Origin of the sequence: Niallia sp. NCCP-28 (assembly GCF_023168165.1) — a bacterium.
GTDB lineage: Bacteria > Bacillota > Bacilli > Bacillales > Cytobacillaceae > Niallia.
The window spans coordinates 269,117-293,414 of record NZ_BQYJ01000001.1 but is presented as its reverse complement, the minus strand read 5'-3'; the positions used below and the strand labels follow the sequence as shown (position 1 = coordinate 293,414).

The following is a 24,298-nucleotide window of genomic DNA, read 5'->3' as shown; positions in this document are numbered from 1 at the left end:
CCATAGCATTTTTAAACTATCCCCATAAAATTTTATGAAACTTTTTCTAGAACGAAATCGTATAAAAAATAAAAGGAAATATTTTAGAATTAACAGGATGCTATGCTATGATTAAAGAGAGCCATTTTGTGCATATTCTTTTTTGCTGAAAGGGTTTGGGATATGTGTAGAAACATTTTGCTATGGCAATGTTGCAAAATATTGTGGGTAAAATGATTTTGTTAAAAGCTGTACGAAGAAAAAAATCAGCATCTTTTTGGAACAGAGCCTAAAATTAGGAAGATATCCATTTATTGATTATTGGGCAAGCATCACTATTTTTTGCTCATAAAGGGAAGTGGACAGAGGATGAATAGCGAAATACATACATGGGATAATCAGATTCTTCCATTATCCCTAGAAAATTGGCAAGAGCTTCTAGCGATGCCGCTATCGGAAAGGCCATTATATAAGGTAGATAATGAAAGTCTGTCCTTTGGGCAGGTTGCAGTAAAACTGCTTGGTATACCGGTGGATGAGGATGAGTATTATAATGAACTATTTGAGTGGGTATATGAAAGCAAGGATCCTTACATTTTATTATCCGATGATCATTTAGATAGAACAATGGATAATAAATATTTTCAAGCTATACAAAAAGTGCTGAATCTATTAATAGAGCAAAATTTATCTGTTAATCGTTTTGTAGCATTTTTGGATGGGGAGAATTTATTGCTGAAATCATCCATTCCAGCTGCACATCGAAAATTAAGAGAGTCATTTATTGCCGTTTTGCAGCATTTTGCTCAAGTGGAAGAAAATGGCCTGCTTAATAGCGAATTAAGAAGAGTGCTAGTAGATCTGATTAAATGGTCCATTAATCATCTGCATCCTGCATTGATGGCCTGCAAAGACAAAGGGAATATGCCGAAGTTTTTATGGTATGCTGATGGAAAAAAAAGCCAAGCTTATTTTATCTACTATTTGCTTGAATTAGGCTGTGATGTTATTATTGTTCACCCAAATGGCATGGATATGCTAAATCAGCTTATGCTTACTAAAACTTTTTTTACTCATCGATATACAGGGAAAAAAGAGCCGGAAAAATTCCCACAGGAAAAAAGAAGACGGACAGCAACCGTTGCCTATCGGGCATCAAAAGAGATTGAATCGATTTTGAATCATGAAGGAAGCGGATTGTATAAGCCATGGCAGCTGCGGGATTATACGCCCATGTCGGTTACATTAAAAACAACCTATGATGAATTATTTTTATTGGAAAAAGAACCAGCGATGGTCCGCCCGAATTTTGAAGTGAATAATGGTTTGGTGAAAATTCCAACTATATTTGCTAAAGTATTTGGCGTAAGCAAAAACAGAAAAGAATATTGGGATCGCCTCCACCAAATTGCGTCACGTGATCATGCGCAGTTAATAAAGAGTTTTCCGTTTACAAGAGCTGTTATCAGCGATTATCGCTATCACTATCGGGATGTGCTAGATGCATCAGGTCATTTAATTCCAGAGAAAATGCTAGAAGCAAATTATTGGTCATATGGCAGACTCCCAATTGGACTGCAAAAGGGAATTGCCTCTGCCATTTCATCTGTTTGCCAGCAAATGCAGCTCAAAAGGCAGCCAAACGAAACAGAAGAAGAAGCAGCTATTTTTCTTTTTTCCCAAGGACTATTATTGCCACAAGAAATAATTAAACTTCTGCAGAAATTTGATTATTCGCAGGAAGTTCCAAGCGTTATTTTATATAAAACAGAAGGCAATGGCCATTTTACAAGAGAAGACGCTGCGGTGCTTCTTCTTCTGAATACATTTGGGGTTGATGTTATTATGTATAGCCCTTCCGGACAATTAGATATTGAAGATTATGTGCAAGAAGGCATATTTGATGAGCATTGGCTAGAAGATGTTGTGTTTGATATGGAATATAAAGAAGCTTCTTTTATAAAAAAAATATGGCGTATGGGGCAGTTTAAAAAATCGAAGGGGTGACAAGCGATGAGTAGTATGGACCCATCTAATTCATTTACAGATAAAAATGAAATGGATGTTTTGTCTGAGGATAAAGTAACAGATATTAAACAAGCATTGCGTAAGGAGCCAGAAGTGCAAGCATTAGCGCAAGCGATTGATGAGCGAGACCAAATTCAAATATTGGAATTTGGAAAAGAGCCAGCAGTCCAAATCTCCCGCTTTTCTGATCAAATATTAAATAATATGCGAACAACCAAAGTGGAAGATTCAGGGGAACTGTTGAAACAGCTTGGACGAATTATGGATAAATTCGACAAAAAAGATTTTGAGCAGCCTCCCCGTGGTTTTTTCGGGAAACTATTTAAAAAAAGCGAAAAGATTATGGATAAGCTTTTTGGCAAATACCAATCGATGGGGCAAGAAATTGACAAAGTGTATGTGGAAATATCCAAATATCAAAATGAAATGGTCGATTCCACGACAATGCTCGATAATATGTACGAACAAAATTATCAATATTATTTGACACTAGAAAAATATGCTGTGGCGGGCCAATTAAAATCAGAAGATCTAAAGCAAAATATGCTCCCGCAGCTTGAAGCAAAAGCAGCAAGTGGAGATCAGCTTGCCAGCATGCAGCTTGATTCTTTGCGCAATGCGGTTGAACTATTGGATCAGCGCATCTATGATTTGGAGATGGCAAAAATGGTTTCCTTGCAAACAGCTCCGCAAATAAGGCTGCTGCAGCGGGGGAACACAAAATTGATTGGCAAAATCAATTCTGCGTTTGTTACCACAATACCAATTTTTAAAAATGGTTTAATTCAAGCAGTCGCCGCTAAAAGACAAAAGCTGGTAGCAGATAGTATGAGTGAATTGGACCGGCGTACAAATGAAATGTTAGTGCGCAATGCAGAGAATATTTCGCAGCAGAGTGTAGAAATTGCCAAACTTGCAGGCGGCCCTAGCATTAAAATTGAAACAATTGAAGAATCCTGGAATATTATCATGAAAGGCATGCAGGAGACAAAGTCTATTGAAGAGGATAATAAACGCCTCCGTGAAGAAGGAACCAAAAAACTCGAACAGCTTCAGCATAATTTTAAACAGATGAAGCTAAAAGGATAATCAAAAAATAGTAAATAATAGGAGTGGGAAAAATTTATGGCGATTAATTTACAAAAAGGGCAAAGAGTAGATTTAACAAAAGGCAACCCAGGGTTAACAAAAATTATGGTAGGACTTGGCTGGGATCCTGTTCAGCAAAAAAGCGGCGGATTATTAGGCTCTCTATTTGGCGGCGGATCTGGTGCAAATGTAGACTGTGATGCATCTGTTATTTGCTTAAGCGAAAATGATAAAGTGTTATCAAACAGCGATGTAATTTATTTTGGAAATTTAAAAAGCAAAGATGGAAGCATCCAGCATTCTGGGGATAATTTAACAGGGGATGGCGATGGCGATGATGAACAAATACATGTCGATTTGTCTCGTATTCCTGCAAGTATTCAAAAGTTAGTATTTGTGGTTAATATTTATGATGCAGTAAAAAGAAAACAACATTTCGGCATGATTCAAAATGCTTTTATCCGCATCGTAAATCCAAATACGAATGCTTCTTTAATTCATTACAATTTAACAGATGATTATAGTGGAAAAACAAGTTTAATAGTTGGAGAATTATATCGCCACGGCCAAGAGTGGAAATTTGCAGCTGTTGGAACAGGCACAACTGCCGGAAGTCTTGGTGAAGTCGTAAAATCATTTTCATAAACTAGTGGGCTTTTTTGTCCCGAGAATGTTAGTAGAACCAATTAAGATAAAAACTTATCTATAATAGAGTTATTTTTTATAAGGAGGAGAAGTTGTGAGTATCAATTTATCAAAAGGTCAACGAATTGATTTAACGAAAACAAATCCTGGTTTAAAAAGAGCGATTATTGGATTGGGCTGGGATACAAATAGATACGATGGCGGAGCGGATTTTGATTTAGATGCTTCTGCTTTTTTAGCAAATGAAAATGGGAAAGTAATAAATGATACTGATTTTATTTTTTACAATAATTTAAAGCATGCAAGCGGTGGAGTAGAGCATACAGGGGATAATCGCACAGGAGATGGAGATGGCGATGATGAACAAATTATCATTGACTTTCCAAAATTACCCTCCCATGTACATAAAATCGGCATTGCGGTAACCATTCATGATGCAGATTCTCGAAGCCAAAACTTCGGTCAAGTCAGCAATGCGTTTGTACGGGTTGTAAATGAGGAAAATAATACAGAAATCCTTCGTTTTGATTTGGGGGAAGACTTTTCTGTAGAAACAGCGGTAGTGATTTGTGAACTGTATAAACATAATGGTGACTGGAAGTTTAATGCAATCGGCAGCGGATTTTCCGGTGGACTGGCAGCGCTTTGCCGCAATTATGGATTAGAAGTTTAACATAAAATAATAAGTGGGCAATCATAAAGCCATTTAGATAAGAGCCGATGCATGAAGGATAAAGATTCTGTTTTTCATCCTTTGTTTGCTGTAGAACGCTGCCTTATTTGAATGGCTTCTTTTTAGTTCTCCATAAATTTCAATCTTTTCTCTCTTTTTTTGTATGATATAATAGGTAGAATAATATTTACATAATCTATTATTTTCTTTTCTATCACCTAAAGAAGCCAAAACAACAAGATGCAAAAGAGAAAAGAGGGAAATTAGATGAGGAGATGGAAACTTTTTTTTCCATTTTTTATGATTGGCATGTCTGTTCTTTTAATGGGGAATTCACAGCTGCAGCAAAAGGGTATTCTGTTAAAGGAGGTTTCAAACTCTTCCATTTTAAAAAAAGAGCTGTCCTTAAAGGCTGAAAAAAACTTTGAAAATATCATTTTGCTTCCATATAGTAAGTATGATGAACAAGAAGCAGCTGCCATTATTAATAGATTAAACAAACTTCCACAATCCCTTATAAAAAAAATTGACCAAAAGGGGATAAATATACAATTATTCACAGGGAAATTAACAGATAATGAAACGGCTAAAAGTCTTGCAGGATTAATTCCTCGCGGTTATCAGTCAAAAACTACTTGGGATAATGTGCCAGGCATTGGCGGTGGGCAAACAATTCTTGTGAAAATAGGGGCTAGCCAAAAGGGAAATGGACATGGTTCTGTCAATTTGGAATATCATGAACTCGCCCATTCCATTGACTCAAAAGTATTAAAATATGCCAGCAAAACAAACCATTATTTAGCCATTTGGAATAAGGAAAAGTTTGAATTATTTCCAAATAAACCTTATTTCCAAAACTATGCAGAAGAATACTTTGCGGAAACTTTTGCGATGTTTTATGTTGGGGGAGCCGAAAAGCAGCAACTAAAAGCTGTAGCGCCGCTGACATATCAATATATTAGTAGAATCAACTGAAAATAATTAATAGGCAAAATAAATACTTTGGGAATATTAGGGGAGAATTGCTAGAGTATAAATAGAAGAAAAAGGATGTTGAATGGATGAAACAATATTTGCAATTATGCGAACATATTTTGGGAAATGGAGCTAAAAAGGAGGACCGTACCGGAACAGGAACGATTAGTACATTTGGCTATCAAATGCGTTTTAATTTAGCTGAAGGATTTCCTTTGCTGACAACAAAAAAATTGCATATTCGTTCTATCATCTATGAGCTATTATGGTTTTTAAATGGGGATACGAATATAAAATATTTGCAAGATCATAATGTGCGCATTTGGAATGAATGGGCAGATGAAAATGGAGAATTGGGTCCAGTCTATGGACATCAATGGCGTTCTTGGACAACAAGAGAGGGAGATACCATTGACCAAATTTCAGAGTTGATCGAAACGATTAAAAACAATCCAGATTCAAGAAGAATGATTGTAAATGCATGGAATGTAGGAGATATAGGCAAAATGGCACTGCCTCCTTGTCATTGTCTATTCCAATTTTATGTAGCAAATGGGAAATTATCTTGTCAACTGTATCAGCGCTCAGCAGATGTGTTTTTAGGGGTGCCGTTTAATATTGCATCATATGCACTTTTGACCCATATGATTGCACAATGTTGTGACCTTGAGGTTGGTGAATTTATTCATTCTTTTGGAGATGTGCATATTTATACAAACCACTTAGAGCAAATAAATCTGCAGATGTCTAGAGAGCCAAAGCCATTGCCTCAATTAAAGATAAATAAAGAGGTAAAGGATATTTTCAGTTTTAAATATGAAGATTTTGAAATCCTTGATTATGAAGCACATCCACCAATTAAAGGAGTGGTGAGTGTATGATCTCCTTAATCGTCGCTATGGACAATAATCAGGCAATTGGCTATAAAAATGATTTGCCATGGCATTTGCCGGCAGATTTAAACTATTTTAAAAAAGTTACAACAGGACACCCGATAATTATGGGCAGAAAAACAAGAGATTCTATTGGAAGAAATTTGCCCAATCGTGAAAATATTATTATTACAAGAAATAAGGAATATAAGCCGCAAGGGTGTACCGTGTTTTATTCTATTGACGAGTGGAAGAAATGGAGCAAAACGCAAAAGGAACAAGAAATGTTTATTATTGGCGGAGCTGAAATCTTTAAAGAAACATTATCGTTTACAGATAGACTGTATATAACGAAAATTGATGCTGAATATCCAGGTGATACGTTTTTTCCTGAATTGGAATGGGAGAATTGGAAACTTATTTCAGAAGTGGAAGGGCAAAAGGATGAAAACAATCCAGTCGATTATCGTTTTTTAGTATATGAACAAATAAAAAATTAAAAACGGTAGCAAAAAAAGCAGCCTCCTTTTAGAAAAGGGGCTGTTTTTTTGTTTAGACATAAAACAATATGCATAGGTACATAAAAGTGCTTCCGCATAGCACAAAAATATGCCAAACTGCATGAAAATAAGGGATTTTCTGCAGAATATAAAAAATGCTGCCGACTGTATAAAGGATGCCTCCTAAAAATAGAAGAATAAATCCCGATGTGCCAATTGCATGATACAAGGGTACAATTCCCAGGACAATGAGCCATCCCATTATTACATAAAGAACGGTTGATATAATCAAAAATTTTTTTACAAAATAACATTTAAAAACAATTCCGCCTATAGCTAGTGCCCATACAACACCAAATAATGTCCATCCCAAAGCACCTTTTATGGAAAGCAGCACAAATGGGGTATAGGTGCCAGCTATTAGCAAATAAATGGCAGAGTGATCGAAAATTTCAAATAAGTCTTTCAGTTTTTTATTTTTTGCGCTATGAAGAAGGGTGGAACACAAATATAAAATAATCATGGTTGATCCAAATATTGTAAAACAGACAATGCGCCAAGGATCCCCGTCTTTTGCTGCAAAAATAATTAATAGAACAAGGGCAGGAATACTTAAAATAAAACCAATACCATGTGTAATTGAATTAGCTATTTCTTCTTTTGTGGAAAAACCCATCGATTTAATCACTCCTTAAAGATTAATTTTATCGCAATATTATTAGAAAAACAAATAATCAATCATTTTAAAATTTTACGCATTCAATTTAGTTAAAAAATTCAAAATATCTAAAAAATTGAATTTATATGATGGAATTAATGCGGTATCATGGTATAATGTACAAATTAATATAGGGAAGAAATGAGGTATGAGGATATGGAACAAAAGGTTATGAAAAAATGGGTGCAATTGGAGGATATTATGATTGCGTACCAGAGAATTAAAGACATAGTAGCCCATACTCCTTTACAAAAAAATCAAAGACTTTCTGAAAAATATGAGTGTAATATTTATCTAAAAAGAGAAGATTTGCAGCATGTGCGCTCGTTTAAATTACGAGGAGCATTTTATTCCATGATAATGCTCGAAAAGGAAAAAACCAAAAATGGTATAGTTTGTGCAAGTGCTGGAAATCATGCACAAGGGGTTGCTTATGCCTGCAAATATTTAGATGTGCATGGAAAAATTTTTATGCCTGCAACTACACCTAAACAAAAAGTAAGCCAAGTTAAAATGTTCGGAAAAGATAATGTGGAGATTATTCTGACAGGAGATACATTTGATGATTCCTATGTAGAGGCAGTTGCTTGTGCAGAGATGGAAGAAAGGGCCTTTATCCATCCTTTTAATGATGAAAATGTGATCGCTGGCCAAGGCACTGTAGCAGTTGAAATTATGAATGACAGTGATGATCCCATTGATTATGTTTTCGCAAGCATTGGCGGAGGCGGCTTAATGGCGGGGTTGAGCACTTATGTAAAAAGCGTATCTCCACAAACAAAAATGATCGGAGTGGAGCCACTAGGCGCTCCCTCTATGCAAGAATCTATTGCACAAAACAAGCTAGTGACACTGAATAAAATTGATAAGTTTGTCGATGGTGCTGCGGTTAAATGTGTAGGACAGAAAAATTTGGAAATATGCCAAGAATTATTGGATGATATTGTGCTTGTGCCTGAAGGAAAAGTATGTACTTCGATTTTATCTTTGTATAATGAACATGCGATTGTAGCAGAACCAGCCGGAGCTCTGCCAGTTGCAGCATTGGATTTCTACAAGGAACAAATTAAAGGGAAAAATGTGGTTGTTGTAATAAGCGGCGGCAATAATGATATTGACAGAATGCAGGAGATTAAAGAACGATCTTTATTGCATGAAGGATTATTATATCATTTTATTGTTAATTTCCCTCAAAGAGCAGGCGCATTAAGAGAATTTTTAGATGAGGTATTAGGGCCAGAAGATGATATAACAAGATTTGAATATACAAAAAAGAATAACAAAGAGAATGGACCTGCACTTGTCGGGTTAGAATTAAAATATAGAGAAGATTATAATGGTTTAATTGAAAGAATGGATAAAAAAGGATTTTCATACAAGGAAATTAATAAAGACTCTAATCTATTCCATTTGTTGGTATAACTTAATCGATAGCAAATAAAAAATTCTGCGGATAATGAATGACGCAGGCTTTTTTATTTGCAGTTTTGCACGTGAATAGAAGCTGAATTTGAAAATGTTGATTTTTTGTCAAAAAATAGCTATTTTAAAAAAAATGAAACAAAGCAATAAAAAATGCAGGGAAAATCAAAAAAAAAGACACAAAAAAGGCAACCTTTTTTCTATAAAAAGCTAATTACACTGTTTTTGGAACATAACTGTCCGCAAAAAAACTGCTGGAAGTTATGGATACTAACTGCCTCTTAGGAAATCATTATACAAAACATTTGGCATACGGTATAATAAGTGTTTAAAGAGAAAGCGCTTAAAGATTTTTGCAAAAAGATTATTTAGGGAAGTGTGTTATGAAAAAAATAAAAATAGTAACCGATTCAACGGTAGATTTGTCACAAGAGGAATTAGAAAAATACGAAATAGAAGTAGTGCCCCTTTCCATTTCCATAGATGGTGAAACATATTTGGACAGAGTGGATATCACTCCGGAAGAATTTATATATAAGATGAAGCAAACAAGTGAGTTGCCTAAAAGTTCTCAACCAGCTGCAGGAACTTTTGTTGAAAAATATGAGGAACTAGGGAATAACGGATTTGAAGTTATTTCTATTCATATGACAGGAGGAATGAGTGGAACTGTTGCTTCTGCACAAAGTGCATGTGAATTAACCAACACAAATGTAACAGTTATTGATTCACAATTTATTTCAAAAGGGTTAGCTTTTCAGGTTATAGAGGCAGCAATATGTGCACAAAATGGCAAAACAAAAAAAGAAATTATCGAAAAAATTTCGCAAGTGAAAAAAAACACTAAATTATTTGTGGTGGTGGATACACTGGAGAATTTAATAAAAGGAGGAAGAATCGGCAAAGCAAAAGCGTTAATAGGTTCTTTATTAAATATTAAACCGATTGCCAGCCTAGAGGCGGGCGTGTATACACCAATAACAAATGTTCGCAGCAGAGCTCAGGCCATTAAATATTTGGCGAATGCTTTAAAAGAAGATGCGATAGATAAAACCATTAAACGTGTTGGGATTACACATGCTGACAGCCATGAGTTTGCTTTGAAATTAAAAGAAGCAATTGAAAATCTGACTGGTTTTAATAAGGTTGAGATCGATTTTACAACACCAGTAATCAGTACACATACTGGTCAAGGGGCTATTGGATTTAGCTATTATATTGAATAAGTTTCTGTCATATATCCTTTTATCCTTCATATATTGGTGGTAAAGTGTCCAAAGTAGAAATACTTTGTTTAAACGCGCATCCATTTAGTAAGAGGAATGGAGGGAGGATAATGGCATATTATGGTACAAAGGGATGGTATATCAGCAGGTTAAAAGAGTTAGGAATCTCAAAACATCCAATTGAGCATAAAAAGCTAGAAACGTATAAAACTTATATTATTCGCAATTTATATTATGAAACAAAAGGGCAACAAGATAAAGAACTAAACAGGGAATCTAGATAGTATGGGATTTCTGGCCAATATGTGAAGCTATTCTATACTATCGAAAGAAAAGGAATAAAAAATGAAATGGCGCCAGGGGAATCAGCCCCTGGTTTTTTGCTATTGAAGGGGGCTAAAACTTATTGGGGATCAGATAAACTTTAGTTGCAAATGAGTTTATTGATTAGAAGAAGGATGATAAAAGAAAGGAATCAGGTGAAATAAGGATGACTTAGCATTCTTGAGAAGGTTTGTTTACTGTCAATCTTCCTGATTGTGGAATAGAACAAGTCGAGCGGCCTGCTTTGTTCAAATCCTCAATTGGCAATTCTCCTCTTCTCAAAGCTTCATGCCTCAAAGACAGTCGTTTATCAGCCTGAAAGTTATGTTTGTTTTGCTTTAGCTGTCCTTTGGAGATCTATTTTATAGGTCTTTTTTTGTTTGAAAGCTATTTTATCCCTATATTTTGTACGAATAAAAAAGGTGAAATGAAAAAAATTTTGTAGCTGTCTTTTATGCATAGTAGCACATAACATGATAAAAGATAATGGTAGAAAAAAATTGAATTTCATATGTTATAATAAATTATTGACTAAAAGGTAGGTGTTAAAGATGAAAAAACCATTTACCTTTCTTAGTATATGCATCGCTCTTTTTTTATTAACTTCTTGTACTCAAACGACTGGATTGCAATATAACAGTATAAAAGAGACGACGGTATCAGCAAAAGAAAAGTTGCCAGAAACTTTTCGTTTTTATGATATGCATATTGTTTCTGCGGGGGATTCATTAACACAAGGAGTTGGCGACAGTACCAATAGAGGTGGATATATTCCTTATTTAAAGGACATGTTGGAAAGTGAAAAAGGAATTGGAAAAGCTACATTTGAAAATTATGGAGTCCGAGGCAATAAAACAGACCAATTGCTAAAAAAATTACAAACAGATAAAGTGAAAAAATCAATTGCTAAAAGCGACTTGGTAATTTTAACAATCGGCGGCAATGATATTATGAAAGTAGTTCGTGAAAATTTGTCCGATTTAAAGCTGCAAGACTTTAAAAAACAAATGAAATTGTACGAAACGAATCTTCATCGAATATTAACACTCATACGCAAAGAAAATCCTGATGCGATGATTGTTTTAGTTGGAGTATATAATCCGTTTACAAAGTGGTTTTCTAATATTGATGAAATGAATGATGTAGTAACAGAATGGAATGCGACTGGGGAAAATATTTTAACTTTATTTGATAATACTTATTTTGTGAAAATTGATGATCTATTTTTAAGTGCAAAGATGAATTTGCTTTATAAAGACTATTTTCATCCTAATGATAAAGGATATGAATTGATAGCAGAAAAAATATATGGAAAAATGGAAAAAGATGCTTTGCCAGCTTTTTTAGCAAAAGTATCTGGAGATTAATTCTTTTTTGTATGGATAAAAAAATAGAAAAAAGAAATGTTTTTATGTTTTAAGGGAAGGAGAATGATGGTGGGACACAAAAAATGGAAATTGGCGTTTTTAATCTTGTTGGCTGTTAATTTAGTCATTGTTATTGGATTAACTGTCTTAATTTTTTTACCGAGCAGCAAAGTAAATCATATAAGCAGTTCCGAAACAAATGCTGTGGGTCTGGATGTTGCGACAAATAAAGAAGATTTAACCAAAATAATTAATTATTATATTGAAAAAGAAGGATTGGATGGACCTGTTCATTATGAAATAAATTTATCAGATGAGGTGGAATTGTACGGCTATTTACCTGTTTTTGGTCAAGATATCGATTTAAAGCTTACATTTGAACCAGAAGCATTAGAAAATGGAAACTTGCTCTTAAGACAAAAGTCCATTAGCATTGGAAAGCTTCCACTTCCTGTTTCTTATGTGATGAAATTTATTCAGCAGCAATATAAGCTGCCTGGCTGGGTGGAAATTAATCCGAATGATGAAACGGTGTATATGCATTTAACGGAAATGAAAATAGCAAATGGTCTTAGTGTCAATATGCAAGAATTTGATCTTCTGGAAGATAAAATACAGCTTAAACTGATCTTGCCGACAAAATAAAAAATCGATGGGGCTGTAAAAAGGGAAAAACATTTCCCTGTTTTAGTAGATCATTGAATCAGCTCCATCTTTTGATTTTCAACCCTAGCAATAATCTGCTTCTAATCATTTCCTCCATTAATTGGCGGCAAACAATATAATCTCAATAGGGGATTCTGTGCGGTTTGTCTCTAACAGCATTGCAGAATAGGCTTTATTTTCTTTTAGAGCAAGAGGCGGAAAAACAGACAAAAGTTCATTTGTTCCTATTTTTCGAGCTTCTAAATAAACAGTCATTGGAGATAAAGCGAGATAAGAAGAAGCTGTTTTCGCTTCTAGTTTTGGGAAAATGACATCTCCATTTTGTACGGCAATTTTTAGTGTATCTGTTTTGGGTGCAAGATGAATAAAACGCAGTTTTGTTTCTCCATAGGGGACATGAGGATGCTCATTATAGGAATATATCTTTAATTTTTCTTTTTGTCCGATAAATGCAAAGGTATGGTAAAGGTTGCTTTCTACTATAACCTTTTGGCTGCAATACGTACTTACCATTTTACCAGTTTCATAAACATCGATTTGATATTTGCCCACAGGAAGAGTAAGATCATTGCTCATTTGCTTAAAGGATAGTTCTTTAAATATGCGTATTCCATTAATATAGATATCAACAGTGGGTGTATCAAAAGATGCATGCAACATTCTGATTTTTCCATACTCTTTTTGTCTTTGTGTATCAGGGAATATCGAATTTGGCTGTTCAAAAGCTTTTTGTAAGCTTTGCAAATGTTTTTGATAATAAAAGATATGAAGGTTTGGATTTGTATATTTATAGTAATCTGCTAATAAGTCATACATACCTGCTTCATGCATAGGACTTGCTTCGTGATGAGGATTCATTTGGATCACTCCTGTAAGTAAATAGATGCTAATAATGTATGATTAGTTGACTAAACTAGTGCCTATTTATGCAATCATTGTTTTTGCAATTTTTTTGTCAAGTGAGGTAAGGTAAGAGTAGATGCATGCATTATAGGGAATACGATTTATGTGTGATTAGAATGATTGAAGGAAAAGAAAGAGGTGTTTGCATGCAAAATTATCAGGTTGCAACATTTGCAGGCGGCTGTTTCTGGTGTATGGTTAAACCATTCGACCAGCAGCCCGGCATCGTCAAAGTAGAGTCTGGTTATACAGGAGGCTATACGGAAAATCCAACGTATAAAGAAGTATGCTCAGAGACAACAGGCCATTATGAGGCAGTTCAGATAACTTTTGATGCAACAATTTATTCATATGAAAAATTATTGCAAGTTTACTGGCAGCAAATTGATCCGACTGATGCTTTCGGCCAATTTTATGATCGAGGCCAATCTTACCAAACGGCGATATTTTATCATAATGAAGAGCAAAAGCAGCTTGCTGAAAAATCAAAACAAGAGCTTTCGGAAAGCAGACGTTTCGCAAAACCGATTGCAACAAAAATACTGCCTGCCAAACCGTTTTATCCTGCAGAAGAATATCATCAAGATTATTATAAAAAAAATCCAGTTCATTATAATTCCTATCATATTGGAAGTGGCAGAGCAAATTTTATCAAAACTAGTTGGGGGGATACTAATGAAAAATAAACAAGAATTAAAAGAAAAACTAACACCGATTCAATATGAAGTCACGCAAAATAATGGGACAGAGCCGCCATTTCATAATGAGTATTGGGATGAATTTTCAGAAGGAATATATGTAGATATCATTTCAGGGAAAGCCCTTTTTTCTTCGCTGGACAAGTTTGATGCTGGCTGTGGTTGGCCTAGCTTTACAAAACCGATTGAAGAAGAAGATGTGGCAGAAAAAAAGGATACTAGCCATTTTATGATTCGGACAGAAGTTAGAAGCAAAGAAGCAGATTCTCATTTAGGCCATGTATTTAATGATGGCCCACACCCTACTGGACTTAGATACTGCATTAATTCTGCTGCATTAAAGTTTATTCCAAAGGCTGAAATGGAAGAGAAGGGGTACGGCAAATACTTATCGTTATTTTCTAAATAAGTCAGATAAGCTTGATTGTAGAGATAATAAAGCGAATGCCAATCAGTAGAGATTTTTTCTATTTTCCACTGATTGTCAGTCGAACTCATTAGGTTGTTGGGGGCAAAGTCCCGTTAATATGTGATAAAAATATGTGATTTGTTAGAAAACTTATAAAAAACCAGTTTAAGTACTTTGCAGCAAGCAGTCTTAAGCTGGTTTTTGTTATAGGCTGTTCTTCTAAACATTTGTTAAAAGATAACAAAGCTTTTAGAGTTGTTGAGCAGGCTGTAAACATTTCTGCTTCTCTTTCCCTCGATATTCGCTCAAGGGAAAGAGAAGTACAGCACTTTATATGAAATAAGCGAAAAAAAAGCAACCTTGTTGCAGCGATGGGAAAAATGTTTAAGGATAGAAGATACTAGACGAATCTAGTATTCTTCGGTATAGTATGTTTAAAATTATTTAGATAAAGGATGGAAAGGCTATGGGAAAATCTTTTTACCATTTTTTAATGAAATTTCGTCATCCAGCACCAAAAGATGATATCAGCGAATTTGCTAATCATGCATATGATGATCATAGCTTTCCTAAAAATAGTTCTGATTATGATGAAATCAGCAACTATTTAGAGCTTAATGCCCACTATTTAAGTGGAATGAGAACTTTTGATTATGCATGGGAAACATATTTATTTCAAGAAGAAAAGAATATTTAGGGGAATAACGGGCAAGTTGATTAATTAAATGGCAGGTTAGGGAATTTGTCTAATAACTTCTGCAATAAAAGCAGGTAAAAAAATACAAAGTGTGTTTTTCGCTTGATGATTTATGGATTGAAGCGAACACCAAAAGATCAGTTTAACAGAGTGGAAAATAAGGAGCTGTACTCAAAAATGATGTTTAATGCCTTTTGAGTACAGCTTTTTTTTATTGTAATTTAACGGAAAAGAATATGTTTTTAATGCAAAAATATTTTGAGGGGGAATAAACCGGCAACAAAAGAGTGTAGTAAAAAATGAAGTGTTAATGCAAAGGCTGATAGGAAGTTTCTGTAAAAATATTCTATGAATGAGAAATTTCTCAAAAATAGTACAAACTGAATGCCTTTAGAATTTTTTCCTTTTGTATGAACACGTTATATTGTTTGAAAATTCTTCATAGTATTAAATAAACTTCTTTTCATCCCACTTGTAGGCAGTATAAAAGAATAGCTGCTCCATTTAGGGATTACTCAAAAATATTTTCTGTGTAATCATAAGGGGAAAAATGAGCGAAAGTGATTTTTCAGCATACAATAGTAGTAAAAATATACGATAGGATAAAAAATAAAGGAGAACATCTGATGGAATTTTTTGAGAAAATTACTCTCCTGCCCTTATAATCCCCCACCCTTAACATAAACACGTCTTTAAACAAAAGAGTGGGGGTTTTATAAACCGTAATTTGCGGGATAAAACTCACAATCTAGTTTAGAGAGGACATTCAACTATGAGCAATCGAAAAAAACCGAAATTTAAAATAGGCGATACTGTTGTTATTACCATCTATGGTACTGTTGGCAAAATCACTGATGTCAAATGGTTAGATGATATGCATGTATATGAAGTCAATAAAAGTGAAGGGTTATATTTAGAATCAAGTCTGCAAATGTTGTCGGAATATGAAGGGGAGTTAATGGAATCAGAAAAGATTGATATTGAATATCGATTTTTTATTGGCGATTTGGTAAAGGTGAAAGGGTATGGCAGCAATTTATTTAAAATTGTGGGGTTTCGGACGGAAATATGGCGATATAAATCAGATGCGTGGGAAGATATTATTTATGAACTTTCAAGAGTCAGTGATGGAGAATGGTTAGAGGCTGGAGAAGAAGAATTAACTTTGGTAGCGGATGCGGAAAATGCAGATACTTTTATTCAAAAGCTTGGACTTCTGTATTTGATGGATAAAAAGAAAAAACCAGTAGATTTAAAAAAAACAAACAGCTCTTTCCGAGGTACGGAAAAAGAGCTGCTAGAAAGAATAAAGGAAAAAAAAGAATTGATTGATGGATTATTAGATATATATAATGATTATCATTCATTATTTAAAATGTTTCATGATCGAGAATATGAACATGTTATGAAACTTACAGTGCGAAAGCTGAAAATGCTTGTTAATTCAGATGATAAAAATATTGTTTAAAAGGAGCCTTCAGAAAATAAGCAAAAAGCAGACTCACTTTTTTTATAATAGAAAAAACAAGTAAAGCAAAAATGGAATGCCGCAAATCATCATAATGGAGAAAAGGAAAGTTAATAATGTTTGAAATAGAGAGAGTATTTCACTGTTTTCTGTATTTAGATCTGTTTTGACAACATCGATAATTTGCTGGATAGTGTGCATCGAATAATCCCCCTAAAAAGAATATATTGAATCATATGAGGGTAATAGGGAAAACATGTCTCTTTTTTCTTGAAAAAATCCCAGTTTTATCAGATAATTTGTACAAAGAAAGTCATCTTTTTGTAATTGTCACATATATTCTTTTTAAAGGGGGCGATATGCTTGAAAGAAATTGATGTAATAATAGATACGGAGGAAATCGCAGAGTTTTTCTTTCGTGAGCTATTGAAGCGGGGATACGTTCCCACAGAGGGTGAGATTGAAGAATTGGCTGACATTACATTCGAATATTTATTAGACAAATGTATCATTGATGAAGAAACGGAAGAATAATAGAATAAATGAGGGCGAGAAAATTCCATTGTGCAAAACTGGGATAGTATTAATCAACAGTTTGCGGGAGGGGATGATTTCTCGCCTTTTTACATATAGATGCTCTGGAAAAATAAGATAGTGCAGACTGTAAAGAGAGCTAATAAAATAAATAAAAACCGGAACCTTTTTCAGAAGTAGAACGTATGTAAAGAAAGGAGGAGAGTGACCTTGCTAAAAAAACTATTAAAATATTTTTTAGGGAAAAATAAACATAAAAGATATTATTCTTCAAGCAGCAGATGGAAAAGCACTTATAAAAATAGAGGGCAACATATGGGGCATAAATATTATAAAGGAAAACGAAGGAAAGGCTCATCAAGCTTTTACAGCAGCTGATATTGGAGGAAAAAATTATATTAAGCACTTTTTTAAAAATATTAGAAAATCCATTTAAAGAAAATAAAATTATTTCTGATCGATATATAATTCGTTCTTTTCTTGGACGTGGAGGATATGGATACATCTATTTAGTTTATGATGAGATGCAAAAACGGGAAGTTGTGTTAAAAACACTGCGATTGCATAAAAGAATAAGAAAAAAAGAAAAAAAAAGATTTCAGCAAGAACAGGATATATTGCTGTCATTAAATAGTTCTTTTTTTCCTAGGTTTTATGACAGGGGTTTTATTGATGGAAACATTCCTTATTTTACGATGGAGTTTATCAAAGGGAAAACGCTGGAAGCATGGCTATTTGATGAAAAGCAAAAGTGGAGTGAAAAACAAGTATTTCAATTTGGGCTGAAACTTGTGGAACTGGTTGATACACTGCATAAAAATTATATTGTGCATCGAGATATACATCTTCCTAATCTTATCGTGGCAAATAATCAATTGAAATTGATTGATTTTGGATTAGCAAAAAAGTGCAAAAGAGAAGAAGCAGATTTGTTTGCAGATGATTTTTTTGGCATTGGTCAAATTTTGCTGTTTTTATTATATTCTTCTTATGAATCGGAGGACAAGCAAAAAGAGAAAAGCTGGCAAGAAGAATTGCAGCTGACAGGGGAAGTGCAAACGCTGTTAAAAAAGCTGTTGGCAATAGAAGAGCCTTTTCGCAATTGCCAGCAAATAAAGAAAGCATTATTATTGTTAAAGGAATAAAAAATTGGGGGAACTTTATCATGTCATTTTTTCAAAAAGCATTGGCAAGCATAGGAATTGGTTCTGCTAAAGTGGATACGGTTTTGCATCAGCATATCTTATCCCACGGGAAATTAGTGGAAGGAGAAATAGTTATTAAAGGGGGCAATTTGGCACAAAAAATTGACAATATTTATTTGCGTTTACATGCAACATATGAAAAGGAATCCAATGATCGAACATATACAGAATCATGTGTTATTGATTCCTTTTTAGTAGGAGAAAGACTGGAAATTGGTGCAAATGAACAAAAAACGATCCCATTTTCATTTCCACTCTCTCTATATGCTCCATTCACTTTAGGAAAAACAAAGGTTTGGATTTCAACAGGATTGGATATTAAAAATGCCATTGATCCTAGTGACCAAGATTATGTAGAAGTGCAGCCTAATAAATTAGTGAATAAACTGCTATCCGCTGTATCTGAATTAGGTTTTCAGCTGAAACAAGTAGAGTGCAAAGAATCGTCCTACAGAAGGAATGGGATTCCTTTTGTGCAAGAATTAGAATATGTGCCCGTTTCCGGTTCATTTTATGGCAAACTTGATGAAATAGAACTATCTTTTTTAACTGTTGACGATAAGTTAATAGAACTGGTTGTACAAGTCGATAAAAAAGCTAGAGGTTTAGGCGGCTTATTTGCAGAAGCACTTGATTTGGATGAACGATTTATCAACATTACGATCAAGGATGAAGAAAAGGATATCATTAAACAGCAATTATTTAATATGGTGCAAACATACTCTTAAATGCTTATTTATAGTGTTTGAAAGTATATGAGGCTGATCAAAAACGTTTGTCGCATCAAGTCACAAAGCCTTGAAAGGAGCGGGGTGGGTTAGCATCCGAACAGGGCGAGCAACGAAAAAAGCGAGCGTTTGTCGACAGCCTCAGACGTGTGAAAAAAATAATCACACGTCTATTTTTTTGCTAATTTTTTCGTTCTTTTGCAGAAAATTCTTTCCCATGTGCTTCTTGTTCAGCGATTATTGCTTCTTTTGGTATATGGTTATTTTTTTTTGGAGAATTAATCCTATTTCGATGTTTTTTGCCCATAATAGTCTCCTTTTTATTTCTTGAATTTGTAGAAAATAAAAATCAATAAGCATGTTTTTCTGCTATATCAGAAAAACTAATGTTAGTTTATCCAGGGACTTGTTAGTTATCCTGAAATTAAATGTGTTTATCATAAAAATAGAATATGATATAGTACAAATAGTGACAAAATAGTAAAAACAATTGTCCAGCTAATACTATTAAATGGGTTTATGCATTAATTAATGGAGGTTCATAAAAATGAGTGTACATATTGGAGCAAAAACAGATGAAATTGCAGAAACGGTGCTTTTGCCGGGGGATCCGCTGAGAGCAAAATATATTGCAGAAAACTTTTTGGAATCGGCAGTTTGTTATAATGAAGTACGAAATATGTTTGGGTATACCGGAACATATAAAGGCAAAAGAATTTCTGTTCAAGGCACAGGCATGGGGGTTCCATCCCTTGCTATTTATGTGAATGAATTAATTTCAAGCTATAATGTGCAAAATCTTATTCGTGTCGGAACATGCGGAGCAATCCAAAAAGATGTAAAAGTGCGCGACGTTATTTTAGCAATGAGCGCTTCAACAGATTCACAAATGAACCGTTTAACATTTGGAGGAGTAGATTATGCTCCAACTGCAAATTTTGATTTGTTAAAAAAAGCGTATGAAGTAGGAGAAGCAAAAGGATTATCCTTAAAGGTAGGGAATGTTTTTACAGCAGATATGTTTTATAATGATAATTCAGAGCTTGAAAAATGGGCAAAGTATCAAATTTTAGCAATTGAAATGGAATCGGCGGCATTATATACATTAGCTGCAAAATTTAATCGAAAAGCATTATCTGTTTTAACTGTCAGCGACCATATTCTAACAGGGGAAGAAACAACAGCCGAGGAGCGACAAACAACATTCAGCGATATGGTTGAAGTTGCATTAGAAGCAGCCATTAAATAAGGTGGTTTTAAAAAAATCAGCAAAAACTGATTGACTTAAAGGGAAATGTAAATATTCGAAAAAAAAGGTGAAAAAATGAAAAAAGTAGCAGCTCTCTCTTTTTTGGCCGTTTTGCTGTTATCAGGCTGTAAAAGTCTGGATGATTTAGAAAAAAATATACCGTTTTTGCATTCAGATGAGGAGAACACGGCAGAAAAAGAGAAACCAGAAAAAAAAGAAATCAATACTAGCGGTACGGAATCTAAGGAAACTAAAGAAAAAAGCAGCGAACAGGAAACATCTCCATTTACATTAGAGGCTGATTATTTTAATGAAATAAAAGTAGTAGATGGCCGCAATATTATTCAAAACCCAACAAATACTGTTTCGTTAGTAAATAAAGAGTATGGGCTTCCAGATGGATATGCACCAGAAGATTTGGTAAGGCCTAATGTCGCTTTTTCTTTTGGCGATCAAGATATTGAAAAAAGCTATATGAGAAAAGCAGCGGCAGAGGCATTGGAAAAAATGTTTGCACAAGCAAAAAAAGAAGGGGTTATATTATACGCTGTTTCAGGATATCGTTCTTATGACCGCCAAACCGTTTTATTTGATGCAGAAGTGAAACGGGTAGGGGAAGAGAAGGCTATCCAAGCGGTCGCCTATCCTGGCAATAGTGAACATCAAACAGGACTTGCCATGGATATTTCTAGTGAAAGTTCGGATTTTTTATTAAGTGATGATTTCGGCAAAACAGCTGAAGGAAAATGGCTGGAGGATAATGCCCATCATTTTGGTTTTATTTTGCGTTATCCAGAAGGCAAAGACAAGATTACAGGCTATAAATTTGAGCCATGGCATTTCCGTTATGTAGGGGAAAAATCGGCTAAGGACATTTATGATAATGATTGGACCCTTGAAGAATATTTCCAAATTGTAAAGAAAATATAAGGAAAGATAAAACAATATCTTTTTAAAAAAAGGCTGTTTTCTAAACGATTGTTGTTTTCGGATAGTTTCCATGAGTAAATCCATGGTTAAAACAGGTTGATTGGAGTGAAAGGTGCGAGACTTTTATGAGATTAACGGGACAAGTGAGATCTTGCAGCTTACCGCCCTCCCCACGGAAAGCGAGCATCCTGAAACGAAAATCATCCTGCTTTTTTAAAAGCAACAAAGTTTACGAAAACAGCCTTGCATAAAGAAAACAAATATAAACATTAATCAGCCAATTGTTATTCTTGATAAATGGGAAGGAATAATTTTTGCGAGAGAGTAGAATTAGTACAAACCTTTCAAGGAATTAGTTTGATTTGTTCATAATTTGTTCATTGTTTGTTTAAGGAATATTCCATTTTATTTGGTATTTTAGTCATTAAGGCATTTTAGTGCATAAAACATGATGTTGGTTAATGAAAGTGGTGAAGCATTTGGAGAATGAAAATAAGGAGAATGAACCTTTAGAAAAGGAATCATCTGATAATGAGTCAAGCTACATACGGATAAAAAAGTTTTATTTTGTGATGCTGATTTTTTTCACCGTCATATTAGCTGCAGGCATTACAACAATCGCTTTGGCTTTTGGCGATGAAAAAGCAGTAAATGTTGGGACAGACCGCAGTGAATTTAATAAATTATTTTCAGCTTATGATACATTAAAGGAAAACTATTATAAAGATATTGATACAAAGGATTTAGTGAATGGGGCAATTGATGGCATGTTCACTTCATTGGATGATCCTTATTCTGATTATATGAATGAAGAAGAAGCAAGCAGTTTTCATGAAAACATTTCTTCTTCCTTTGAAGGAATTGGGGCAGAAATTCAACAAAATAATAATGAAATTGTCATTGTGTCCCCAATTAAAGGATCTCCAGCTGAAAAAGCGGGTTTAAAGCCAAATGACATAATTCTTTCTGTTGACGGAAAAGCTCTGCAAGGAATGAGTTCTTCAGAAGCTGTACTACTTATTCGCGGAGAAAAAGGAACGAAAGTAGAATTGCAAATTCAAAGAACCGGTGTTGAAAAGCCAATGGAGATTTCAATTGTTCGTGATACGATTCCAATTGAAACCGTTTATGGGGAATTAAATAAGGATGGAATTGCAGAAATTCAAATAACCAGTTTTTCTGAAAATACATCCACAGAACTTGTCGATAAACTAAATGAATTTCAGGAAAAAGGCATGAAAGGAATTGTATTAGATTTAAGACAAAATCCTGGTGGACTCTTAACAGAAGTGCAAAAAATCGCCAATCTTTTTGTTCCAAATGGGAAAGTGATTTTCCAAGTAGAACATAAAAATGGCAAAATTGAAAAAGCTGCATCGGAAAACAGCAGCGGCACCGATCTGCCATTAGTTGTAATTATTGATGGGGGCAGTGCGAGCGCTTCAGAAATTTTGGCAGGTGCTGTTAATCAGTCTGCAGGAGTTCCTCTTGTCGGCGTAAAATCATTTGGTAAAGGAACTGTGCAAAGCGCTACCGATTTATCAGATGGAAGCAATATAAAATATACGACAGATAAATGGCTGACTCCAAATGGAAGCTGGATTCACGGCAAAGGAATTGAACCAACTTATAAGGTGCAGTTGCCAAGCTATGCAAATTTAACAATCATTAATCCAGAATCTAAATTAAAAAAAGACAGCAATTCAGATGAAGTAAAAACGGCGCAGCAAATGCTTAAAGCATTAGGCTATAAACTCGATCATGCAAATGGATATTTTGATGAAAGTACGGAAAAGGCAGTAAAAGATTTCCAGAAAAAAGAAAAGTTAAAAGAAACTGGAGTACTTACTGGAGATACAACAGCAAAGCTAATGTCTAAGCTTAGCGAAAAAATTAAAAAGAATGATACACAAATGAAAAAGGCAATTGAAGTGTTGAAAAAAGAAATGAAAAAGTAAAAAAGTCTGCTTGAGGGGCGACATGTTTACAACATGTCGCCCTTTAAGCAATTAAAGGAGCAATATATGCATACAAATAAAACGGAAATCTATATATTGTCTGGTTTTTTAGGAAGTGGCAAAACAACTTTATTAAAAGAATTATTAATAAAAGAAAAAAAAGCAGATCGAAAAGTGGCAGTGCTTATGAATGAATTCGGGAGCATTTCCATTGATTCCAATGAAGTGGATAAAGATATTCCTTTAAAGGAACTTTTAGGAGGATGTGTTTGCTGTACCATTCAAGATAAGTTGGAAGCCCAGCTGCAAACATTATTAATAGAAGAAAACCCAGATGTGATTTATTTAGAAACAACAGGGGCAGCACATCCTGTAGAGACAATAGATACAATTCTTTCCCCCTTGCTTGCACATAGATTGCAACTTAAAGGCATTATTACGGTAGTCGATGGATTACAATGGCTTAATCGCAGGGAACTTAGTCCTGTTATTCAGCAATTATTATTAGAGCAAGTGCGCCATGCCAATTTACTTATCATTAATAAACAGGATAAATTAACAGAAGAACAGAAAGCACGAATTACGATGGAGGTGCAGGGAATAAATCCTTTTGCTCCTGCTTTATTGACCGATCATAGCAAAATTCCTTACAGCAAAATCCAAAATATTGAAGCGCATTTTCATAAAGAGATAGAGCGCACTACCATTCAAAGCATGCAGCTGACTTCTTATATATATACATTCAAAAAGAAGATTTCTTTTGAGAAGTTTGACACTTTTTTAAGATTATTGCCTGAGACAATTTATCGTATAAAAGGATATGTGCAATTTGAAAATTCAGCCTACCCGGATCTTTTTCAATATTCCTATGGTACTCCTATTTTTATGAAAGAAGAGATGAATCTACCTTTGAATATGGTGTTTATTGGAGAAAATATCGATTGGAAAGAAATCGAACAAAAATTAGAACGATTATAATCTGCTATATAGCTTATTCGATTTACCTTCTTTTTACAGTAGTGAAAATTGCATATA

General features: G+C 34.4%; 27 protein-coding genes. 23 read left to right on the top strand and 4 right to left on the bottom strand.

The window, feature by feature from the left end; all coding sequences use genetic code 11:
- Positions 1 to 348: 348 nt before the first annotated feature.
- From NCCP28_RS01425 to NCCP28_RS01395, 7 genes are all read left to right on the top strand, one after another.
- Complete coding sequence (locus NCCP28_RS01425) at positions 349 to 1,986, top strand: YceG family protein (protein ID WP_248559629.1); 1,638 nt, start codon at positions 349 to 351, stop codon at positions 1,984 to 1,986.
- A gap of 15 nt (positions 1,987 to 2,001) precedes the next feature.
- Entirely contained in the window at positions 2,002 to 3,096 is a 1,095-nt protein-coding gene (locus NCCP28_RS01420; RefSeq protein WP_248560261.1) for a toxic anion resistance protein, read from the top strand.
- Between the two features lie 36 nt (positions 3,097 to 3,132).
- Positions 3,133 to 3,741, top strand: coding sequence for a TerD family protein (locus tag NCCP28_RS01415; RefSeq protein WP_248559628.1), 609 nt, complete (start codon positions 3,133 to 3,135; stop codon positions 3,739 to 3,741).
- A 94-nt stretch (positions 3,742 to 3,835) separates the two neighbouring features.
- Positions 3,836 to 4,414 (top strand): TerD family protein, encoded by a 579-nt coding sequence (locus tag NCCP28_RS01410; RefSeq protein ID WP_248559627.1) that lies wholly within the window; start codon positions 3,836 to 3,838, stop codon positions 4,412 to 4,414.
- Between the two features lie 267 nt (positions 4,415 to 4,681).
- The gene (locus tag NCCP28_RS01405; RefSeq protein ID WP_248559626.1) at positions 4,682 to 5,389 is read left to right on the top strand and encodes an anthrax toxin lethal factor-related metalloendopeptidase; all 708 of its coding nucleotides are present in this window, start codon (positions 4,682 to 4,684) and stop codon (positions 5,387 to 5,389) included.
- 86 nt (positions 5,390 to 5,475) lie between these two features.
- Entirely contained in the window at positions 5,476 to 6,270 is a 795-nt protein-coding gene (locus NCCP28_RS01400; protein ID WP_248559625.1) for a thymidylate synthase, read from the top strand.
- Positions 6,267 to 6,761 (top strand): dihydrofolate reductase, encoded by a 495-nt coding sequence (locus tag NCCP28_RS01395; protein ID WP_248559624.1) that lies wholly within the window; start codon positions 6,267 to 6,269, stop codon positions 6,759 to 6,761. The genes NCCP28_RS01400 and NCCP28_RS01395 overlap by 4 nt, the downstream gene beginning before the upstream one ends.
- Before the next feature lie 52 nt (positions 6,762 to 6,813).
- Here NCCP28_RS01395 and trhA read toward each other — a convergent pair whose 3' ends face one another.
- Positions 6,814 to 7,437, bottom strand: coding sequence for a PAQR family membrane homeostasis protein TrhA (trhA, locus tag NCCP28_RS01390; RefSeq protein WP_248559623.1), 624 nt, complete (start codon positions 7,435 to 7,437; stop codon positions 6,814 to 6,816).
- A 198-nt stretch (positions 7,438 to 7,635) separates the two neighbouring features.
- Here trhA and ilvA point away from each other — a divergent pair, with 198 nt between their 5' ends.
- The 5 genes from ilvA to NCCP28_RS01365 all read left to right on the top strand — a co-directional run bounded on the left by ilvA (position 7,636) and on the right by NCCP28_RS01365 (position 12,463).
- Positions 7,636 to 8,901 carry a threonine ammonia-lyase IlvA gene (ilvA, locus tag NCCP28_RS01385; protein WP_248559622.1) on the top strand — a complete coding sequence of 422 codons (1,266 nt, stop codon included), beginning with the start codon at positions 7,636 to 7,638 and terminating at the stop codon, positions 8,899 to 8,901.
- Positions 8,902 to 9,284: 383 nt separating this feature from the next.
- A complete protein-coding gene (locus NCCP28_RS01380; protein ID WP_248559621.1) occupies positions 9,285 to 10,127 on the top strand; it encodes a DegV family protein in 843 nt (280 codons plus the stop codon).
- 110 nt (positions 10,128 to 10,237) lie between these two features.
- Positions 10,238 to 10,411, top strand: a complete 174-nt coding sequence (locus NCCP28_RS01375; RefSeq protein ID WP_248559620.1) for a DUF2639 domain-containing protein — start codon at positions 10,238 to 10,240, stop codon at positions 10,409 to 10,411.
- 591 nt (positions 10,412 to 11,002) lie between these two features.
- Positions 11,003 to 11,818: an SGNH/GDSL hydrolase family protein gene (locus NCCP28_RS01370; RefSeq protein ID WP_248559619.1), complete on the top strand. Its 816-nt coding sequence runs from the start codon at positions 11,003 to 11,005 to the stop codon at positions 11,816 to 11,818.
- 63 nt (positions 11,819 to 11,881) lie between these two features.
- Complete coding sequence (locus NCCP28_RS01365; RefSeq protein ID WP_248559618.1) at positions 11,882 to 12,463, top strand: YpmS family protein; 582 nt, start codon at positions 11,882 to 11,884, stop codon at positions 12,461 to 12,463.
- A gap of 117 nt (positions 12,464 to 12,580) precedes the next feature.
- Here NCCP28_RS01365 and NCCP28_RS01360 read toward each other — a convergent pair whose 3' ends face one another.
- Entirely contained in the window at positions 12,581 to 13,342 is a 762-nt protein-coding gene (locus tag NCCP28_RS01360) for a DUF4397 domain-containing protein (RefSeq protein WP_248559617.1), read from the bottom strand.
- A 191-nt stretch (positions 13,343 to 13,533) separates the two neighbouring features.
- Here NCCP28_RS01360 and msrA point away from each other — a divergent pair, with 191 nt between their 5' ends.
- The 4 genes from msrA (at position 13,534) to NCCP28_RS01340 (ending at position 16,659) form a co-directional block, all read left to right on the top strand.
- Positions 13,534 to 14,073 (top strand): peptide-methionine (S)-S-oxide reductase MsrA, encoded by a 540-nt coding sequence (msrA, locus tag NCCP28_RS01355; RefSeq protein WP_248559616.1) that lies wholly within the window; start codon positions 13,534 to 13,536, stop codon positions 14,071 to 14,073.
- Positions 14,063 to 14,494, top strand: coding sequence for a peptide-methionine (R)-S-oxide reductase MsrB (msrB, locus tag NCCP28_RS01350; RefSeq protein ID WP_248559615.1), 432 nt, complete (start codon positions 14,063 to 14,065; stop codon positions 14,492 to 14,494). Before msrA ends, msrB begins: the two co-directional genes overlap by 11 nt.
- Positions 14,495 to 14,960: 466 nt before the next feature.
- Positions 14,961 to 15,191, top strand: coding sequence for a YozE family protein (locus NCCP28_RS01345; RefSeq protein WP_248559614.1), 231 nt, complete (start codon positions 14,961 to 14,963; stop codon positions 15,189 to 15,191).
- A 772-nt stretch (positions 15,192 to 15,963) separates the two neighbouring features.
- Positions 15,964 to 16,659 carry a hypothetical protein gene (locus NCCP28_RS01340; RefSeq protein ID WP_248559613.1) on the top strand — a complete coding sequence of 232 codons (696 nt, stop codon included), beginning with the start codon at positions 15,964 to 15,966 and terminating at the stop codon, positions 16,657 to 16,659.
- Between the two features lie 42 nt (positions 16,660 to 16,701).
- On the opposite strand, the gene NCCP28_RS01335 is transcribed toward NCCP28_RS01340, so the two are convergent.
- Positions 16,702 to 16,860 (bottom strand): hypothetical protein, encoded by a 159-nt coding sequence (locus tag NCCP28_RS01335; protein WP_248559612.1) that lies wholly within the window; start codon positions 16,858 to 16,860, stop codon positions 16,702 to 16,704.
- A gap of 162 nt (positions 16,861 to 17,022) precedes the next feature.
- Here NCCP28_RS01335 and NCCP28_RS01330 point away from each other — a divergent pair, with 162 nt between their 5' ends.
- The 3 genes from NCCP28_RS01330 to NCCP28_RS01320 all read left to right on the top strand — a co-directional run bounded on the left by NCCP28_RS01330 (position 17,023) and on the right by NCCP28_RS01320 (position 19,126).
- Complete coding sequence (locus NCCP28_RS01330) at positions 17,023 to 17,193, top strand: YozD family protein (RefSeq protein WP_248559611.1); 171 nt, start codon at positions 17,023 to 17,025, stop codon at positions 17,191 to 17,193.
- A gap of 380 nt (positions 17,194 to 17,573) precedes the next feature.
- Complete coding sequence (locus NCCP28_RS01325; RefSeq protein WP_248559610.1) at positions 17,574 to 18,338, top strand: serine/threonine protein kinase; 765 nt, start codon at positions 17,574 to 17,576, stop codon at positions 18,336 to 18,338.
- A gap of 20 nt (positions 18,339 to 18,358) precedes the next feature.
- On the top strand, positions 18,359 to 19,126 hold the full coding sequence (locus tag NCCP28_RS01320; RefSeq protein ID WP_248559609.1) for a sporulation protein: 768 nt from the start codon (positions 18,359 to 18,361) through the stop codon (positions 19,124 to 19,126).
- Between the two features lie 181 nt (positions 19,127 to 19,307).
- Here the strand turns inward: NCCP28_RS01320 and NCCP28_RS23550 are convergent, their stop codons facing one another.
- Positions 19,308 to 19,433, bottom strand: coding sequence for a hypothetical protein (locus NCCP28_RS23550; RefSeq protein WP_268877060.1), 126 nt, complete (start codon positions 19,431 to 19,433; stop codon positions 19,308 to 19,310).
- 240 nt (positions 19,434 to 19,673) lie between these two features.
- Here NCCP28_RS23550 and deoD point away from each other — a divergent pair, with 240 nt between their 5' ends.
- The 4 genes from deoD to NCCP28_RS01300 all read left to right on the top strand — a co-directional run bounded on the left by deoD (position 19,674) and on the right by NCCP28_RS01300 (position 24,241).
- Positions 19,674 to 20,375, top strand: a complete 702-nt coding sequence (gene deoD, locus NCCP28_RS01315) for a purine-nucleoside phosphorylase (protein WP_101176681.1) — start codon at positions 19,674 to 19,676, stop codon at positions 20,373 to 20,375.
- Positions 20,376 to 20,450: 75 nt separating this feature from the next.
- On the top strand, positions 20,451 to 21,305 hold the full coding sequence (locus tag NCCP28_RS01310; protein WP_248559608.1) for a M15 family metallopeptidase: 855 nt from the start codon (positions 20,451 to 20,453) through the stop codon (positions 21,303 to 21,305).
- Positions 21,306 to 21,766: 461 nt separating this feature from the next.
- Positions 21,767 to 23,263, top strand: a complete 1,497-nt coding sequence (locus NCCP28_RS01305) for a lmo1851 family serine protease (RefSeq protein WP_282579512.1) — start codon at positions 21,767 to 21,769, stop codon at positions 23,261 to 23,263.
- Between the two features lie 66 nt (positions 23,264 to 23,329).
- Positions 23,330 to 24,241 carry a CobW family GTP-binding protein gene (locus NCCP28_RS01300; protein WP_248559607.1) on the top strand — a complete coding sequence of 304 codons (912 nt, stop codon included), beginning with the start codon at positions 23,330 to 23,332 and terminating at the stop codon, positions 24,239 to 24,241.
- Positions 24,242 to 24,298: the final 57 nt, after the last annotated feature.

Bases quoted from the DNA above. Each gene is read 5' to 3' on its own strand.
- NCCP28_RS01425 (WP_248559629.1), top strand. From the start codon at position 349: ATGAATAGCGAAATACATACATGGGATAATCAGATTCTTCCATTATCC.
- NCCP28_RS01420 (WP_248560261.1), top strand. From the start codon at position 2,002: ATGGACCCATCTAATTCATTTACAGATAAAAATGAAATGGATGTTTTG.
- NCCP28_RS01415 (WP_248559628.1), top strand. From the start codon at position 3,133: ATGGCGATTAATTTACAAAAAGGGCAAAGAGTAGATTTAACAAAAGGC.
- NCCP28_RS01405 (WP_248559626.1), top strand. From the start codon at position 4,682: ATGAGGAGATGGAAACTTTTTTTTCCATTTTTTATGATTGGCATGTCT.
- NCCP28_RS01400 (WP_248559625.1), top strand. From the start codon at position 5,476: ATGAAACAATATTTGCAATTATGCGAACATATTTTGGGAAATGGAGCT.
- NCCP28_RS01395 (WP_248559624.1), top strand. From the start codon at position 6,267: ATGATCTCCTTAATCGTCGCTATGGACAATAATCAGGCAATTGGCTAT.
- trhA (WP_248559623.1), bottom strand. From the start codon at position 7,437: ATGGGTTTTTCCACAAAAGAAGAAATAGCTAATTCAATTACACATGGT.
- ilvA (WP_248559622.1), top strand. From the start codon at position 7,636: ATGGAACAAAAGGTTATGAAAAAATGGGTGCAATTGGAGGATATTATG.
- NCCP28_RS01380 (WP_248559621.1), top strand. From the start codon at position 9,285: ATGAAAAAAATAAAAATAGTAACCGATTCAACGGTAGATTTGTCACAA.
- NCCP28_RS01375 (WP_248559620.1), top strand. From the start codon at position 10,238: ATGGCATATTATGGTACAAAGGGATGGTATATCAGCAGGTTAAAAGAG.
- NCCP28_RS01370 (WP_248559619.1), top strand. From the start codon at position 11,003: ATGAAAAAACCATTTACCTTTCTTAGTATATGCATCGCTCTTTTTTTA.
- NCCP28_RS01365 (WP_248559618.1), top strand. From the start codon at position 11,882: ATGATGGTGGGACACAAAAAATGGAAATTGGCGTTTTTAATCTTGTTG.
- NCCP28_RS01360 (WP_248559617.1), bottom strand. From the start codon at position 13,342: ATGAATCCTCATCACGAAGCAAGTCCTATGCATGAAGCAGGTATGTAT.
- msrA (WP_248559616.1), top strand. From the start codon at position 13,534: ATGCAAAATTATCAGGTTGCAACATTTGCAGGCGGCTGTTTCTGGTGT.
- msrB (WP_248559615.1), top strand. From the start codon at position 14,063: ATGAAAAATAAACAAGAATTAAAAGAAAAACTAACACCGATTCAATAT.
- NCCP28_RS01345 (WP_248559614.1), top strand. From the start codon at position 14,961: ATGGGAAAATCTTTTTACCATTTTTTAATGAAATTTCGTCATCCAGCA.
- NCCP28_RS01340 (WP_248559613.1), top strand. From the start codon at position 15,964: ATGAGCAATCGAAAAAAACCGAAATTTAAAATAGGCGATACTGTTGTT.
- NCCP28_RS01335 (WP_248559612.1), bottom strand. From the start codon at position 16,860: ATGCACACTATCCAGCAAATTATCGATGTTGTCAAAACAGATCTAAAT.
- NCCP28_RS01320 (WP_248559609.1), top strand. From the start codon at position 18,359: ATGTCATTTTTTCAAAAAGCATTGGCAAGCATAGGAATTGGTTCTGCT.
- NCCP28_RS23550 (WP_268877060.1), bottom strand. From the start codon at position 19,433: ATGGGCAAAAAACATCGAAATAGGATTAATTCTCCAAAAAAAAATAAC.
- deoD (WP_101176681.1), top strand. From the start codon at position 19,674: ATGAGTGTACATATTGGAGCAAAAACAGATGAAATTGCAGAAACGGTG.
- NCCP28_RS01310 (WP_248559608.1), top strand. From the start codon at position 20,451: ATGAAAAAAGTAGCAGCTCTCTCTTTTTTGGCCGTTTTGCTGTTATCA.
- NCCP28_RS01305 (WP_282579512.1), top strand. From the start codon at position 21,767: ATGAAAGTGGTGAAGCATTTGGAGAATGAAAATAAGGAGAATGAACCT.
- NCCP28_RS01300 (WP_248559607.1), top strand. From the start codon at position 23,330: ATGCATACAAATAAAACGGAAATCTATATATTGTCTGGTTTTTTAGGA.